12 protein-coding genes and 5 pseudogenes are annotated in these 17391 nt (G+C 38.0%); 5 read left to right on the top strand and 12 right to left on the bottom strand.

Annotated features, from left to right (window positions below; all coding sequences use genetic code 11):
• Positions 1-547: 547 nt before the first annotated feature.
• Together AC0T5Z_RS00800 and AC0T5Z_RS00795 are read right to left on the bottom strand one after the other, a co-directional pair.
• A pseudogene (locus AC0T5Z_RS00800) lies at positions 548-1252 on the bottom strand (IS6-like element IS1006 family transposase).
• A 63-nt stretch (positions 1253-1315) separates the two neighbouring features.
• A pseudogene (locus AC0T5Z_RS00795) lies at positions 1316-1426 on the bottom strand (helix-turn-helix domain-containing protein); the annotation flags it as partial.
• Positions 1427-1515: 89 nt separating this feature from the next.
• Here AC0T5Z_RS00795 and AC0T5Z_RS00790 point away from each other — a divergent pair.
• From AC0T5Z_RS00790 to AC0T5Z_RS00775, 4 genes and pseudogenes are all read left to right on the top strand, one after another.
• A pseudogene (locus tag AC0T5Z_RS00790) lies at positions 1516-1620 on the top strand (IS5/IS1182 family transposase); the annotation flags it as partial.
• A gap of 657 nt (positions 1621-2277) precedes the next feature.
• Positions 2278-3042: a YaiO family outer membrane beta-barrel protein gene (locus tag AC0T5Z_RS00785; RefSeq protein WP_473786253.1), complete on the top strand. Its 765-nt coding sequence runs from the start codon at positions 2278-2280 to the stop codon at positions 3040-3042.
• Positions 3032-4138, top strand: coding sequence for a HEAT repeat domain-containing protein (locus AC0T5Z_RS00780; protein WP_473786252.1), 1107 nt, complete (start codon positions 3032-3034; stop codon positions 4136-4138). Before AC0T5Z_RS00785 ends, AC0T5Z_RS00780 begins: the two co-directional genes overlap by 11 nt.
• A 1-nt stretch (position 4139) precedes the next feature.
• On the top strand, positions 4140-5525 hold the full coding sequence (locus AC0T5Z_RS00775; RefSeq protein WP_473786251.1) for a glycosyltransferase family 2 protein: 1386 nt from the start codon (positions 4140-4142) through the stop codon (positions 5523-5525).
• A gap of 26 nt (positions 5526-5551) precedes the next feature.
• Here AC0T5Z_RS00775 and AC0T5Z_RS00770 read toward each other — a convergent pair.
• The 10 genes and pseudogenes from AC0T5Z_RS00770 to cadR all read right to left on the bottom strand — a co-directional run.
• Positions 5552-5629: pseudogene (locus tag AC0T5Z_RS00770) on the bottom strand (IS5/IS1182 family transposase); the annotation flags it as partial.
• Between the two features lie 119 nt (positions 5630-5748).
• Positions 5749-6687, bottom strand: a pseudogene (locus AC0T5Z_RS00765) (sensor domain-containing diguanylate cyclase).
• Between the two features lie 140 nt (positions 6688-6827).
• Positions 6828-7406 (bottom strand): recombinase family protein, encoded by a 579-nt coding sequence (locus tag AC0T5Z_RS00760; RefSeq protein WP_435337773.1) that lies wholly within the window; start codon positions 7404-7406, stop codon positions 6828-6830.
• A 183-nt stretch (positions 7407-7589) separates the two neighbouring features.
• Entirely contained in the window at positions 7590-8489 is a 900-nt protein-coding gene (locus tag AC0T5Z_RS00755) for a cation diffusion facilitator family transporter (RefSeq protein WP_005028603.1), read from the bottom strand.
• An 86-nt stretch (positions 8490-8575) separates the two neighbouring features.
• Positions 8576-11716 carry an efflux RND transporter permease subunit gene (locus tag AC0T5Z_RS00750; protein WP_435337774.1) on the bottom strand — a complete coding sequence of 1047 codons (3141 nt, stop codon included), beginning with the start codon at positions 11714-11716 and terminating at the stop codon, positions 8576-8578.
• Positions 11706-12935: an efflux RND transporter periplasmic adaptor subunit gene (locus AC0T5Z_RS00745; RefSeq protein ID WP_368782705.1), complete on the bottom strand. Its 1230-nt coding sequence runs from the start codon at positions 12933-12935 to the stop codon at positions 11706-11708. Before AC0T5Z_RS00745 ends, AC0T5Z_RS00750 begins: the two co-directional genes overlap by 11 nt.
• Position 12936: 1 nt before the next feature.
• Positions 12937-14262, bottom strand: a complete 1326-nt coding sequence (locus AC0T5Z_RS00740) for a TolC family protein (RefSeq protein ID WP_035269736.1) — start codon at positions 14260-14262, stop codon at positions 12937-12939.
• Positions 14263-14310: 48 nt separating this feature from the next.
• Positions 14311-14721, bottom strand: coding sequence for a cation efflux protein, CzcI-like (locus AC0T5Z_RS00735; protein WP_197704863.1), 411 nt, complete (start codon positions 14719-14721; stop codon positions 14311-14313).
• A 97-nt stretch (positions 14722-14818) separates the two neighbouring features.
• Positions 14819-15523 carry an IS6-like element IS1006 family transposase gene (locus tag AC0T5Z_RS00730; RefSeq protein ID WP_001067784.1) on the bottom strand — a complete coding sequence of 235 codons (705 nt, stop codon included), beginning with the start codon at positions 15521-15523 and terminating at the stop codon, positions 14819-14821.
• A gap of 93 nt (positions 15524-15616) precedes the next feature.
• On the bottom strand, positions 15617-16009 hold the full coding sequence (gene cadR / locus AC0T5Z_RS00725) for a Cd(II)/Pb(II)-responsive transcriptional regulator (RefSeq protein WP_000550240.1): 393 nt from the start codon (positions 16007-16009) through the stop codon (positions 15617-15619).
• A gap of 89 nt (positions 16010-16098) precedes the next feature.
• Between cadR and AC0T5Z_RS00720 the strand changes: the two genes are divergently transcribed.
• Entirely contained in the window at positions 16099-17379 is a 1281-nt protein-coding gene (locus tag AC0T5Z_RS00720; RefSeq protein ID WP_435337850.1) for a cation efflux transmembrane domain-containing protein, read from the top strand.
• Positions 17380-17391: the final 12 nt, after the last annotated feature.

The raw sequence follows: 17391 nt of genomic DNA, 5'->3' as shown, positions 1-17391 counted from the left end.
CACTATGCAAATAGTTGTGTCTTAACGAATGCGGATAGAATGCATAAACTTACCTAAAAAATAAAATTCAGTTTTATGATAACTTTACTGTTAAAAGAAGTCTAGACAACCTTGTTTTATGCTTGGATATAAGGCTTATTTTAAAATAATAGTAGTGAAGATTTTCTAAAATTAACATAATACACCTTATACGAAATGTGTTATAATTTTCCTTAGAAATCAATGCTGTAGTTTCTAGTTTATAGCCCAATCACACCCGATTGGGCTTTTTTTATGATTTTTCATGTTTCACGCCTATTCTTTGACCAATGTTTCACGACTTTGTTCATATTAGTTAAACAATCGTGGTTAATCATAGGGGCTAAAAAAACAGCTCCAAAAGCCGAGGTATTAACAGCCTTCAATGCAGATGCAGAAATAGCTTTCGATCTTCAGCCGTACAAGTATCAGTGTTGAAAAAGAAAATTACGGAACTCACTGCTGCATAAAATATTCGGCACTGTTGCAAATAGAGATTTGAGTCGATGATGTTCCCTTTAAAAAGTACTTAGAGACCGAAAACCCTGTTGATTAGACACACTTCACCCTGAGGCTGACCATAATAAAATGACGATGCTTGTCCTTTACGTAGTGCACGCATGACTTCAATACCTTTAATTGTGGCATAAGCCGTCTTCATAGATTTGAATCCTAATGTGGCCCTGATGATCCGCTTTAGCTTGCCATGATCACATTCAATCACGTTATTTTTATACTTAATCTGCCTGTGCTCAAGGTCTGGTGGACATTTACCTTCCCGTTTTAACCGTGATAAAGCACGTCCATATGTGGGTGCTTTATCCGTGTTGATCACTTGTGGAATTTGCCACTTCTTCACATTATTTAAAATTTTTCCAAGAAAACAATATGCTGATTTGGTATTACGTCTAGAAGAAAGATAAAAATCAATGGTATCGCCACGTTGATCGACTGCACGATACAGATAAGACCATCGTCCATTCACTTTTACTTAGGTTTCATCAATATGCCACGAGCTCAGATCTGTAGGATTACGCCAATACCAGCGTAAACGTTTTTCTATTTCAGGAGCATAACGTTGAACCCAACGGTAAATAGTCGTGTGATCAACATTCACACCCCGTTCGGCCAGCATTTCCTGCAGTTCACGATAGCTAATGCCATGTTTACAATACCAGCGCACAGCCCAAAGAATGATTTCGCCCTGAAAATGCCGACCATGGAAAGGATTCATATGCTGCATCTTTAGCTAAAACAGTCTTCAGCTTACCATTCGTGGTTATTTGCAACAGTGCCAATATTTACGTACGGTATTTCGGGACACCCCCAGTTCACGACTAATGGCTTTAATAGATTTACCTTGCTGATGAAGTATTTGGATTGTCACTGCTTGCTCCAAAGTTAACATGTTGAGCAGTCCAAAATGACCGCTATATTAACCAAGGGGGTCAGTTTTTAAATGCCGTTAGGGGGTCATTTTTACACTGCCGCTAACATCGTTTGAAGCAATTCCGAGGAATTGCTACACGGTTTGATAAACTAAAGCGAAACTTTCAAAGCGCAGTTGCCTTAGCTTGTATTTATCTGTGGCTGCCTTTGTGAAATGTCAACAGACCCTAGAGAAGACTTTTTTGTTAGCCTGAGGTGGTCGTTCTTGATTATAATGCCTGAGAAGCACTGCAACGCAAGGGCTCATGCCGTGTTCAAGACAAAGGGCAGCAACAGATGTGTCAGACTCAGCCTTCTTCAAGATGGACATGATCTGACTATTAGTAAATTTAGCTGTTTTCATGCATAAGCTCCTGCCTATACTTTAAGAGAAAATTCTACTCTTATTTTCTATTGTTTTTAGGGGATCAACATGTTTTGAAGTGATAAAACATGAAGGGAAATTCCTCCTCCACAATTTCGTTTAACAAAGCCTTTTAAAATTATAAAAAGTATATCTATCATTTAAAAAATAATGTGATTTTGTTTACATTTTGTTATATTATTTTACTGTATTGTACGGCAGAACTCATTTACGTGAACCACTCATATCGAGTTTTTTGGAATAGAGCAACCACCCCTTGGCAGGCTGAATCTGAGATTACTCATGTCGTGGAAAGTTCAAAGTCTTTAAATAGACTACGGACACCCTTACCTCAAAGTGGGAAGTCTTCACTAAGTGAAATTACCGTGAAGTTAATACTTTTATAACTTACAACATGAGTCCAATGACCATGTGATTAAATTGTGAAAAATACCTAAAGAGATTGTATGAAAAAGCTTATCTTGATTCCCATTTTATCATTTTTTTCGTTATCATCTCTTGCGGATAATCAGATATTTGATGTTTCTTATACACAAGAAAAAAATAGTAATAGTCAACCTGATTGGAAAATGACTGAATTTGGTTATACACAAAAAGAAAAAAATGATTATTGGCAATTTTCTATTAAAGATTATGAAAGATATAATCTAAATGATAATGAGGTATTATTTAATAGTACTAATTTAGTTAATGAAAATGAAACAGGTAAAACCTTTTTATCTTATTCTATTGGGGTTGGGGACTTCAATAAGAATGGTTATTTGCCAGAATTTAGAACGGGTTTAATTTTACAACAATATTATAAAAATGGTACTGTTTCTCCCATATTTGACTATAAATACTCTAGATATGAAAATTCCTCTATTAATTACTTTTCTTTAGCTGGAGAAAAATATATTAATAATTGGAGGGTTTTAGCTGGCCTTTGGTTGAGCGATCCATCATTCTATAAAGCTACCAGTGGAGTAAAAGCCCAGGTTGGTTATTATTTTTCTGGTAATAATAACAGCATTAATTATTATTTCTCTTCTGGTCAAGAACCAGAAATTGTTGGCTCTTCTGCTAAAGTTTATCGTATCTCTAGTCATGCTATTACATCTAAAATTTTAATAAATAAAAATCTATATACTAATTTTGGATTGAATCATACTGTTAATCATGGGAATTATTCAAGAACAGGTTTTCTCCTTGGATTGTCTTATGCTTTTTAATGATATAGATTTTTTATCTGTATTAAATTGGCTGAGCCTTAGTCTAGTGCTTATGTGTCAATTAATTTTTGGAATAATTTATTTTCAAGTAAAAAATCATTATCAATATAAAAAACAAAAAAGATACTTTAAACTATTAGATCATTATTTTTGTTTTTTTCTAACCAAAAATACAAAACGGAAAATAAAGATCGATGATAAAAGTTTTTATTTATTTATATCTTTTTGGTCATCAAAATTTAATTCAGTTGATCCTTGTTCAAAAAAAAGGTTAACAGAAATGGCTGATCTATTAAAAATTAATAAAATTTGTATTAAAAAATTAAATTCAACTAAGAGGATTTACTCTAATATTAATACAAAAAAAATATGCCTAATTATTCACACATTGGGGAATTTTTATTATGGAAATAAATCATCCAACTTTATTAATCTTGAAATTGAAAACTTTATAAAACATAAATTGGATATTATTTCTTTTGAAGCATGTATTTGTTTATTAAAAATTAATAATCAGTACTATTGCCCAATCGTACTTCAGGAAATTTTAGTCAGAGAAAATTGGAGTAATAGAGAATTAAAATATTTAATGCATTTTTTTAACACTCATGAATCTATGTTAATGATTTTAAAACTTATTGAAAATTGTAATAAGGATAATGAAAAACGTATTATGGAAATTGCTTCAAGAACAGATTTTTTTGAAAATTTTGTGAATTATATTCTAAAAAATATCAATAAATTTTCCATTGATACCATCTGCCTTGCTATTAGAAATATTAATGACCCCGATGATTTTGAACTTATTAATCATCTTAAAGAAGAATCTAATTGGGTTTATCAAGTTAATATTATTCAGGCTATTATGAGATTGAATTATTTCTCACAAAATAATTTTGATTATTTATTAAAAAGCCTGTCTAGTCCTAATTGGTGGATTAGGAAAAGATCCGCGCAAGCTATAATTCAATATTATGGTTCAGATGTTGATTTAATCGATAGTTTGATTGAGAGAATTGACGATAAATTCGCAAAAGATGCTCTTATAGTAGAATCAAATAAATATGAAATAAATAACTTTATTGAGCTGGTTTAATATGGAAAAAATTATTGAAATCTGGGTCGGTTTTTTTTTAATATACTTTCTTATTGTCAATATAGGTTATGGTGTACTTAACATTTTAGGTTTTTTTAGCATTAACAAGAAATTGAAATCAAATCTCCATGAGGCTTGGTTTACAGAATTCAATACTTATGATATTCCAATTAGTATTATAGTGCCTGCTTATAATGAAGAACTCACTATTGCAGAATCTGTTAGATCTCTATTGAACTTAAATTATTCAGAATTTGAAGTTATTGTTGTTTGTGATGGACCGAAAGATAAAACATTAGAAATCTTGATTGACACTTTTGCATTGATTCCCACTTTGGATGTATCTAGGCTGAAGTTAAGCCATAAGCCGATTAAAGAAAGTTATATTTCTTCAATTGATAAAAAATTAAAAGTGGTTTTAAAAGAAAATGGCGGAAAAGCTGATGCTTTAAACTGTGGCATAAACATTAGTGTTTATCCATTATTTTGTGCAATCGATGCTGATTGTATTTTGGATTCAGAAGCTTTACATAAACTTGCTCAGCCATTTTTTTTAGAAAATAACACTGTTGCAAGTGGTGGAATTGTTCGTATTGCTAATGGTTGTGAAATTATCAACGGAAATGTTAAAAAAGTTGATACCCCAAAAACTTTGTTGGAAACAATTCAAATTGTTGAATATTTACGTGCATACTCCAATGGAAGAATGGGATGGTTTGCTCTTGACAGTGTTATGATTATTTCTGGTGCATTTGGAATTTTTTCCAAAAAAGCAGTTATAGAAATAAATGGATATAACCAAAATACTGTTGCTGAAGATATGGAATTGGTTTTGAAATTAAGAAAAAATGCACTTAAAAACAATACTAATATAAATATTTCATTTATTCCTGATGCCGTTTGTTGGACACAATGTCCAGACAACTTAAAGACTTTAAGTATTCAGAGAAAAAGATGGCAAAGAGGCTTGCTTGAAAGCTTGTGGAGTTTTAAATACCTATTTTTTAATATTAAAAATAAGAAATTAGGTTTTTTTGCATTTCCTTTTTTTGTTTTTGTTGAAGCATTAGGACCTATTATTGAGTTGGTTGGATATATTAGCTTAGTTTTATTAGCTATTTTTGGTTTTTTGGATTGGATTGTATGTGTTTATTTTTATCTTTTAGCACTATGTTTTGGTTTAATACTATCATTCTGCGCTATTCTTATAGAAGTAATTTTCTTTAAATATTATAGTCCAAAAAATATTTTAAAATTAATTTTAGCATGTTTTTTAGAAAACCTATGGTTTAGATATATTCATTCTTATTGGAGATTTATTGGCTCAATTCAGTATCTTAGAAAAGCTCCTCTACATTGGGGAGATATGAAAAGAATTAAATTCTAATATTTATTTTAGGGTCTGTTGACATTTCATAATGGTAACCACATAAATATACAAGCTAATGTGACTGAGTTTTCGTAGTTCTGCTTTAGCTTGTCATAGCGTGTGAGAAAGATGAAAATAGGCATCAAGTCATCGCCAGCTGTAAAGGTACCCTCTGGAAGTTGTTCACGCAAAAAATCGTTTTAAAGTTTGAATAGAAAATGGCCCGTGCAGATGTATTTGATTATACCGACTTTATTCGACGTTTATTTTCAAACATTTTTTTATCTGCTTCTGCGGCTGCGTTAAATAGACCTTGAGTAGGATGACGCATGGCAAATCCGATGGCTGCACTCATTTGTACATTTGCAAACGCCTCCACAATTCAGCTTAGAAGTATTTCCACATCAGACTCATCATTTTCCACAGTAAGAATGACAAATTCATCACCACCTAAGCGCGCCACAATATCATTGCTGCGTACAGTATCCCGTAGCACATTAGCAGCCTGTTGAATTAACTTATCTCCCTCATCATGACCTAAGTTATCGTTTACTCTTTTTAGATCATTAAGGTCAATAAAAAATACTGCAGCGGGATGGCCATAACGTTTACAACGTTCTTCTTCTGCACTAACTAATTGCTCCCAAGCTCGACGATTGTATAGCCCAGTTAATTCATCAGTTAAAGCTTCGGCTTCTAAGCGTTCACAATGACGTATCTGTTCATTTTGACGAAGTTCAGCTTGAAGAATACTGCTGAGTAAGGTGCCTAATAATTCGATTAGTTGAATATCTTGAATGATTGCTTCAGATTTTATTTGAGGATCAATCGCACAGAGCGTACCAAATAGGCTGCCATCTTCATTGATAAGAGGTTGACCAATATATGACTTAATACTGACTTGTTGGTTAATTGGTGCAGTGGCGTACAAGGGAATGTCTTCCGAACGGGGAGCAATTTTAGGAGCTTTACCGGTAACCATATGAGAGCAAAAAGAATCAGCCCATTGGAATACCTGTCCAGGTTGAACCTCATAACCGTGATCTTCACTTTGTAGCACAATCCAGTCTTTACCTTCTACTCGGGTGATCATCCATAAATTAAATCCGAAGCGTTGATATAGAAACTGTAAAACAGCTTTTCCAGCTTCTTGAAAACTTCTAAAATTTATATTGTTCATCCAAATAGGTCCAGGTCCGTGCTTATGATCCAGAAATAAATCATCTCTATTATCTAATTTAAAATATTTTTTCGTATCCAGTAAAGCCTAGGTCAAAAATATAATTTAGAGAGATAAGTAAATAACTTGCATTAATTAAGTTAATGAATAGCCACCACTCTACTAGACAAATATCGATATACAGCCTGTCGGCTGATACCAAATGCTTTTGCTAGCTCAACTTTGGATGAATATTTCCCTTCATCCCAGGCTTGTTGTAAAGCCTCAGCTTGATCGGGATTTAGTTTATGGACACGACCTTTATATTTCCCTTGAGCTGCTGCGAGCTTAATCCCCTCTTTTTGGCGTTCCAAGATGATTTCCCGCTCAAACTGGGCAAAGGCGCCCATGAGCTGCAACATCAAGTTATCCATCGGAGTGGCCTGAGCCGTGAAGGTAATGTTCTCTTTGATAAACTGGATGGCGACTCCCCTTTTGACAAGCTGATCAACTTCAGTAACTAGATCTTTCAAACTCCGGGCAAAACGATCCATGGAGTGAACAACAATCATGTCCCCTTCACGAACATAGCTCAGCATTTCCTGAAATTTAGGGCGGGCAGTATTTTTTCCAGAGGCCTTATCGATAAAAACCCGGTCGACCTCAATTCCCTCGAGCTGCCGACCAATATTTTGGTCTACAGAGCTTACTCTGACATATCCCACCTTATGACCTTTCATCTTGCCCTCTACGAGACGCTTATTTCTGTTTATTGTAATTAATGAATATTAATTTTAAAAGTTACATGTAACGTATGGATAAATTTTATTTAAATGAGACATAAATTCTGAGGTATTCCAAGTGTTACTTTAGGGTATACTTTAAAGTTACACAAAACATCTATATGAAGACTAAAGTCCAAATTAGTGTTTATGTTGGTTCAATGTATTACATTTCGTATTTTCTATTTGTAACGTAATTTCAGTAATATTATGATTATGTTTTAGAACTTCTAAGGCCTTTTGATAGAGTTGATCTGTATTGCTATTCGGAGCAACCAAATGAGCAGTTAAATGAATATTTCTTGAGGATATAGCCCAGACTTTCAACTGATGAATCCCTTCAACGCCCTCTAGCTTCAATAAATCATTTCTTAACGACTCAATATCAATCTCATCAGGAACTCCTTCAAGCAGAATATGAATACTTTGTTTTAATAAAATCCAAGTTCGAGGTAAGACCCAGAAGCCAATTAACACAGCGATTACGGTATCAACCCACATCCACTGGGTAAAATAAATAACTATTCCTCCGATAATCACGCCTATCGATCCTAGAGCATCACTAAGAACTTCTAAATATGCACCTTTTATATTTAGACTTCCTTCAGCACTAGCAGAAAGGATTTTCATTGAAATCAAATTTATGACCAAACCAATGACCGCGACAATCATCATTCCAACACTTTGAATTTCAGCAGGATTCGTAAAACGTTGATAAGCTTCATATACAATATATATTGCTACCACAAAAAGCATCACCGCATTAAACAGAGCCGCTAAAATTTCAAATCGCTGATAGCCAAAAGTTCTTTTATCATCTGCGGCTTTTTTACCAATTTTGATAGCGGCAAGAGCAATAGCTAAAGCGGCTACATCAGTAAACATATGAGCTGCATCAGATAACAAAGCCAAACTTTGGGTAATAAAAGCAGCGACAACTTCTACTATTAAAAAAGTAGTCGTTAAACCTAAGGCAACCATTAACTTCTTACTATTTTCTTCAGTAACAACCGCATGGCTATGATCATGATGTTCTGACATAAAATATTTTCCTTATTCTATTTATGATGAGCAGAGATATTGGATAACAGCCAATATCTCTGCTGTAAATCGACTAATCTATTGGATTAAGAAACTTTCTTTTCATTTATCCAACGATAAAGCACGGGTAACAGCACCAAAGTTAGTAATGTTGAAGAGATAATCCCGCCAATCACTACGGTTGCCAGTGGCCGTTGAACCTCAGCCCCTGTTCCGGTTGCCAGCGCCATTGGTACAAAACCCAGTGAAGCCACACAAGCTGTCATCAACACTGGTCTTAAGCGCAAAATAGCCCCTTGCCACACGGCTTTATGCACTGGATATTTGTCCCTTAATTCCTTAATAAAGGTCAGCATTACCAGTCCATTGAGGACTGCAACACCAGATAAGGCAATAAAGCCAATTCCAGCTGACATCGATAATGGAATATCCCTTAGCCAAAGGAACAGCACACCACCGGTCAAGGCAAAGGGTACCCCGGTAAAGACCAATAGACTTTCTTTGACATTGTGAAAGACCGCCATCAGTAAAATAAAGATAGTGATTAAAGCCAGTGGAATCACGATTTGCATCCGTGCTTTGGCTGAAGCCAAATTTTCAAACTGACCGCCATATTCTATCCAATAACCACTTGGCAAAGTGTATGCTTTGAGCTGTGTCTGTACATCAGAAACAAAAGACCCTAAATCACGCCCTTCAACATTCGTTGTAACCACAACTCGGCGTTTACCATTTTCTCGACTGACTTGGTTGATTCCTTCAATGGTCGAGACTTGCGCGACATCCGACAATAAAATACTGCCACCATTTGGAAGCTGAATAGGTAACTGGGAAACAGATGCGACACTACGGTCTTGCTCTCCAAGACGGATAACAAAATCAAAACGACGATCGCCTTCTAAAATCTCTCCCACGCTTTGTCCACCAATACTTGCAGCCACCACATCCTGAATAGATTTCACACTCAAGCCATACTGGGCAGCTAAAGCTTTATCAATCTCTACATTGAGTAAAGGCAGACCCGAAGTTTGTTCAACTTTCACCGCACTGCTACCTGCGACTTGCTGAATGATTTTCGCGATTTTTGCAGCCTCAGTATTCAAAACCTGCATGTCATCACCAAAAACCTTCACCCCCACATCACTGCGTATACCTGAAATCAGTTCATTAAAACGTAGCTCAATAGGCTGAGAAAACTCACTGTTATTGCCGGGAATTGTCGCAAGATAAGCTTCCATTCGGGTTCGAAGTGCATCTAGGCTTTCTTTTGAATCTGGCCATTCCTCACGTGGTTTCAGCATGATATAACCATCGGAAATATTCGGTGGCATCACATCTGTCGCCACTTCAGCAGTCCCGGTACGGGCAAATATAGCTTTAATTTCGGGAAAGTTTTTCAGTAAAAGCTTTTCGGTATTTTCCTGAATACGTAAAGACTCTTCCAAGCCTGTGCTTGGAGAACGTAATTGCTGTACCGCAAAATCACCTTCACTCAGCTGGGGTGCAAACTCACTGCCAATCTTCGTGCTGAGCAGACCCGTAATGACCAGGAGACAAATGGCAAAAGTTAAAACCACCGCTTTGTAATGATAGGCTCCATCCAATATCTGTTGATATCGGGTTTTGAGCCAGATCATCCAACGGCTTTCCGTTTCTTTGATCTCCCCTTTAACCCATAAAGCAACTGCAGCGGGCACAAAGGTGATCGATAAAATAATAGCTGCCACCAGTGCGAGAACAACGGTTAAAGCCATCGGATGAAATAGTTTTGCTTCTACACCACTTAAAGCAAAAATCGGCAAATACACCACCAAAATAATAAGCTGACCAAAAATAAGAGGACGACGTGCTTGGCGGGCAGCCAGAAAAACTTCCTTAAAGCGTTCACTTTGTGTGAGAGGTCGTTTTAACAGTTGCTGTGTATGGGCTAAACGCCGGATACAGTTTTCGACAATCACCACAGCACCATCGACAATGATGCCGAAATCGAGTGCACCTAAACTCATCAGATTGGCACTGATATTTTTCTGTGCCATCCCGGTTAAGGTAAACAGCATAGAGAGTGGAATGACACAGGCAGTAATCAAGGCAGCACGGATATTCCCTAAAAACAGGAACAGAATGATGATGACCAGGATTGCTCCCTCTACCAAGTTTTTCTGAACGGTTTTAATCGCCTTCTCAACCAAGGTAGTACGGTCGTACACCGTTTCAATCACTACCCCTTTAGGCAAACTATTCTGAATATCTTGAAGCTTGGCATCCACAGCTTTAGAAACAGTCCGGCTATTTCCACCCATCGCCATCATGGCAACCCCTAAAACGGTTTCTTTGCCGTTATAGGTTGCCCCACCGGTTCTTAAATCATGCCCAATAGAGACTTGCGCAATATCACCAACCCGAATTGGGCTGCCATTTGGGCTACCCAGCATGGTGTTCTCAATATCAGAAAGCCCATTGAATGCACCCGGTACACGTACCGTCAGTTGCTGACCATTGTCTTCAATATAACCTGCACCTCGGTTCTCATTATTTTGCGCTAAAGCCTGTTGCAGTTGTTCTAATGAGATATTCAGTTGCTGCATCCGGTTTAAATCGGGAGAGACCACATAGGTTTTTTCAAAACCACCAATACTGTTGACCTCTGCAACTCCCTTAACACGTTGCAGTTGAGGACGCACAATCCAGTCCTGAATCTCACGCAAATCCATCGGCGTGTATGCAGTTCCATCCGGCTTTTTCGCATTCGGATCTGCCTTCAGTACCCATTGATAAATCTCACCGAGACCCGTAGAAACGGGGGACATCGTCGGTGCGATTTGTGCAGGCAACTCAGATTGCGCCTCCTGTATCCGTTGGTTAATCTGCTGACGGGCCCAATAAATATCAGTCCCATCTTTAAAGACAATGGTGACTTGAGAGAGTCCATAACGGGATATGGAACGGGTAAGCTCCAGATCCGGAATGCCAGCCATGGCATTTTCAATGGGATAGGTAATCCGCTGTTCGACTTCAAGCGCAGTAAAACCCTTGGCTTGAGTATTAATCTGGACTTGGGTATTGGTAATATCGGGTACAGCATCAATCGGGAGTTTCTGATAGCTATACACCCCGACCGCAATCCAGGTACAGACAAAGAGCAACACCCAAATCGCATTTTGTATGGAAAACTGAATGATTCGTTCGAATAAACCTTCTGGTTTTGGCAGATCAGAATTAATGTTCATGGCCTGCCTCGTCTTTTTCTAATTCAGATTTCAACAAGAAACTGCCTTGAGCGATATACTTCTGCCCTTCAGTCAGCCCAGAAATCACTTCAAGCCATTGTCCATCACTTGAAGCCTGCCCCAATTGCACTTTCTGTGCTTTTAAGTGGACTTGACCTTTTTGTTCTGAATCTACGATGAAAATACTGTCTTCACCTTCAATACTTTGCAGCGCAGACTTTTGAATCCGAAGGGCTGATTTTGCTGTAGCTTCCGGAATCAACACTCTCACTAGCACATTAGAACGCAACTCAGTAGCTTGCGCATCGAGTTTTGCGCGCACCACCAGACGCCCTGTTTGTACATCTGCCTGAGAGGTTAAGCTTTGTACAGTAGCTTTATAGATTTGATCTGAATCATTCACTTTAAAGTCAATTTTTTGCCCGGCTTGCAGTTGACCTGAGAATTGATTCGGCAAATTAAACTCAAGCCATAAATCTTTCAGCTGTTCAATGACAAAGAGCTGATTAGCCAGTTGCACATTTTCACCGACCACAATATCTTTTTGACTGATCACCCCAGAGATCGGTGCTTTAATCAGAAAACGCCCATTGTTATTGCCACTTGCACCTAATGCATTTAAACGTGCTTGTGAGGACTGGACAGTAATCTGCGCTTGACGGTAGGCATTTTCGGCACGCTGGTAATCCTGTTTGGCAGAAATCCCCTGTGACCAGAGTTGCTGTTCGCGCTGGTAATCTTTACGGGCCAAATCCAGATTCACCTGTGCCATACGCAGATTTGCCTGTTGGTCGATCAGTTCAGGCACGATTAGTACAGCCAGCGTTTGTCCTTTTTGCACGCTCTGTCCTAAAGCCACATTGACCTGCTCGACATGACCACTAAAATTAGGCGATATATGCGCTTGTTGATCGGTATTCACCACCAATTTACCTGGCAGGGTTGTCAGCTTTTCAACCAATCCTGTGGATGCAACAGCAACTTTTAAACCTTGTTCAACCATTTGTTGGCTGGTCAGTTGTATTTCGCCTTCTTCAGCATGTCCTTCTTCAGAACTATCTTCATCAGAAGGTTCGGCATTTCCCTCATCATGACCATGCCCCTCAGATTCAGTTTTTTTTGAACTTAACCAAATAACCAGACTGACCAAGACCGTAATCAGAATCAAAATTGCAATCATGAGAGACTGGGATATTTTTCCGTTTTGCTTGGCGTTCATTTTATCGTGCTCCCCCATTGATTAAATTTTGCGATGCTTCGACTGCCTTTTTATTCAGTTGTGTATAGGCATCCGAACGGCTAATTTCTTCATAACTTGTGCCAATACTGAGTGCCTCAGCTGCGAGGGCAGTTTGCCAAGCTTGACGTAGAATTTGTAATTGACCCAATCGAAGATTCTGCAGTTGGGTGGTTGCTTGTTGAACGTCGGTAATGGACAGTTTCCCTGCCTGAAACCCTTGTAAAGTACGGCTCTGAACTTTGGTCGCCAAAGTAACTTGTGCTGTTGTGGCATCGAACTGGCTACGTAAACCTTTGAGCTGATGCATGCTGTTGGCAATATTGAGTATTTGTTGCTTCAGCTCACGCTGCTGCTGTTGGTTCAGCAATATTTGCTGTTGCTGGACCATCGGGATCGCATATTGCTGGCGGTTGAAAATATTCAGTGGAATAGCCACGCCGATTGCCAAAGTCGTATCGTTGCTTTCATTAGGGGTTTTGCTACGTTTCATGCCTACATTTAAAGTCGGATTGGGACGTGCCTGAATTCTTAAATTTTCAATTTGATGATCCGATTGCTGAATGTTCAAGGCATAGAATTTTTCTAGCCACCCTTCAGCAATATACCGTTGCACAGTTTGGAGACTTTGCTCTGGCCAAGGGATAGCGGTTTTATTCAATTGAAGATGTGAAGATGTTTCTCCCCCCCACAAATTAGACAGCTGACGACCGGCAGCTTGTTTATTCAGCATCGCTTGCTGATAAAGTCGTTGGATTTCTAGCGCTTCAATTTGGGTACGCTCAAAATCAACCAGGGCAATACTGCCTGCCTGATAGCGTTTCTGGGCACTGTCCAGATTGGCTTTACTTGTTTTTAACTGTACTGAATAAGCAGACTGCTCAACCTCAGCAAGTGCAAATTGCGACCATGCAAATTTAACAATCAGTTGGCTTTGTGCCTTCCATAATTGCTGTTGCAATTGGATTTGTTGATTCGAGGTATTGGCAATCACCCGGTTCAGCTTACGCTGACCAAATAGATCTAGAGGTTGACTAACGCCAACATTGAATTCCTGTTCTTGACCTGAGCCAAAGCCAGACTGTTCTAAACTTATACTTGGATTCTGCCATAACCGACTTTGCTGAATATTCAATTCAGATATTTGCTGAACTTGTTGCCACAGCTTGTCTTGAGTCTGGTAACTTTGTACTTTTGCTAAAGCGGATTCAAAGCTGGTAACGTTTTCAGCATAGCTATATTGCATAGCCGCTGCACATATACAAGCAACCAAGCTATGACGCAAGAGTATAATTGATTGTGAAGACATGATTTTTCCCACTTATTTAAATAATAAAAGTGGTGGGAATGTTTTAGGCTACCCCACCATGAGCGGGGAAAATTCGGGAGGTGGGCTTTGTTGAAACAGGTCAGGAGCCTGATAGCTGTTTTTCCAATGAAATTGTGGATTCACTTTAACTTCAGAGCTTGGATGAAACACATCTACTTTTTCATTTTGTACAATCAAATGCGTCATCGATGGTAGATGATCTTGATGATCTTCACCGATTTCTAAATCGCTACTGAATGTTTTTATGTTTTCTGACTGTCCATTATGATCGTGTTGACGACTATCGCTGGCACACAAGGTATTTTGGTGATGACCAAAATGATAACTCTGCTGTGATTGAGGCTGTTGTTCATGGACACAAAAGGCCGCCGCCACATTCCAAAAGCTTTGGAACATGAACAATCCAACCAAGACTGTAATCCATGTAGTAGAACGCATCATCATAACAATCGAAAAATTTGTACCAAGTATAAGGCTTAGAGCGGCACTGTTGCAAATAGAGATTTGAGTCGATGATGTTCCCTTTAAAAAGTACTTAGAGACCGAAAACCCTGTTGATTAGACACACTTCACCCTGAGGCTGACCATAATAAAATGACGATGCTTGTCCTTTACGTAGTGCACGCATGACTTCAATACCTTTAATTGTGGCATAAGCCGTCTTCATAGATTTGAATCCTAATGTGGCCCTGATGATCCGCTTTAGCTTGCCATGATCACATTCAATCACGTTATTTTTATACTTAATCTGCCTGTGCTCAAGGTCTGGTGGACATTTACCTTCCCGTTTTAACCGTGATAAAGCACGTCCATATGTGGGTGCTTTATCCGTGTTGATCACTTGTGGAATTTGCCACTTCTTCACATTATTTAAAATTTTTCCAAGAAAACAATATGCTGATTTGGTATTACGTCTAGAAGAAAGATAAAAATCAATGGTATCGCCACGTTGATCGACTGCACGATACAGATAAGACCATCGTCCATTCACTTTTACATAGGTTTCATCAATATGCCACGAGCTCAGATCTGTAGGATTACGCCAATACCAGCGTAAACGTTTTTCTATTTCAGGAGCATAACGTTGAACCCAACGGTAAATAGTCGTGTGATCAACATTCACACCCCGTTCGGCCAGCATTTCCTGCAGTTCACGATAGCTAATGCCATATTTACAATACCAGCGCACAGCCCAAAGAATGATTTCGCCCTGAAAATGCCGACCATGGAAAGGATTCATATGCTGCACCTTTAGCTAAAACAGTCTTCAGCTTACCATTCGTGGTTATTTGCAACAGTGCCGATTTTTTGAAAAAAGCATAGGTCTAGATAATCAAGCTAGATTTTTTAAAACCCCACATTGGTCAATTGTACATAAACCATCACAAGTACCTCTTAAATCAGATAGTTGTTCAATAAGCTTTTGTTGCTTGATTATATTTTCTCTGATAGCACTGACATGTAAGTCAATTAATTCATTCACATCTGAACAATTTTTCTCAGGTTTGTCTTTATAGGTAAGTAATTGACGAATTTCATTCAAACTCATATTTAAAGTTCGGCAATTCAAAATAAATTTAATTCGCTCAACATAGCCTACATCGTAAAGGCGGTAATTTCCTTCCGTTCTTTCCGGTTCCGGAATTAAACCTTCCTTTTCATAAAACCTAATTGTTAATACTGAACATGAGGTTTTTTTAGAGAGTTCACCAATTTTTAAATGCATTGAGTTAGTATTTCCAAAGATTCTTGACTCTATAGTAACTATAGGGATTCTAATATTCAAAGTTTATAATTTTTTTAATGGGTATAATTATGAGTGGTTGTGGATGTAGTAAAGAAACACCATGCGAAGATAAGAAATCTCAACAAAAAAATCATCCATCAATTGCAGAAGCAAACAATTCAAAGAATTGTGATAATACGCTTAGCTGTTGTGGTGAAGAGGAAGAAAAAAAATCTTCATCTCCTTGCTGTAACACTTCAAACAGTTGTGAAGATAGCGCACAATCCTGTTGTGGTTCTGATCCCAAAGAAAATTTAAGCACTGAAGACGTTTTAAAAGATTCGCACTACATGAGTGAATACTTAGTTCCCAAAATGGATTGTTCTGCGGAAGAACAGATGGTTCGTATGGCGCTATCTTCAATTGATGGTGTTCAAAAACTCATCTTTGATTTACCTAACCGTTCTTTAAAGGTTCTACATAATCAAAAAGATGAAAATATAACCACCAAACTTGAAGCTTTGGGTTTTGGTGCAAAGCTTGTGAAGACTGAAACTTATATAAGCAATCAACAGGCTAAGCAAACAAGTACCTACACCATTCCTAAAATGGATTGCTCTGCTGAAGAGCAAATGGTCCGTATGGCTCTTGCAGATATTGAAGCAGTTAAAGGTCTTACTTTTGATCTTCCCAATCGAAAACTGAAAGTCTTCCATAATGAAGGGATTCAGCAAATTACGGCTAAACTCGAAGGACTGGGTTTTGGGGCGAAACTTGATGAAATACAGCTTTCTTCAGGCGATATACCTAATGAACCTGATCCTGTGAGACAAGCTAAAGTACTTAAACTGTTATTAGGTATTAATGCTCTACTTTTCTTTATAGAATTCATCAGCGGTATTATTGCTGCGTCTACAGGATTGATTGCTGATTCTCTAGATATGTTTGCCGATGCAGCCGTTTATGGTATTGCGCTATATGCCGTCGGAAAAGCTGCGAAATATCAAATAAAAGCAGCCCATTTCGCAGGTTGGATTCAGTTATTACTTGCTGTTATCGTGATTGTTGATGTCATTAGACGATTCATGTTTGGAAGCGAGCCAGAATCAACGCTCATGATTGTTATTGGCCTGCTCGCACTTATAGCTAACGTGACATGCTTATATCTTATTTCTGGTCATCGAGAAGATGGCGCACATATGAAAGCCAGTTGGATTTTCTCGGCGAATGACGTTGTCGTAAATATGGGCGTTATATTTGCCGGTGTACTCGTGGCGTGGACGGGATCAGCTTATCCAGACTTAATCATTGGCATACTGGTTTCTTTATTCGTACTTAATGGTGCCCGAAAAATTTTGGCTTTGAAGTAAGGGCACTGTTGC

This window comes from Acinetobacter pengchengensis, assembly GCF_982235305.1.
The sequence above is the reverse complement of the archived record's forward strand: the minus strand, read 5'-3'. Positions and strand labels throughout refer to the sequence as shown.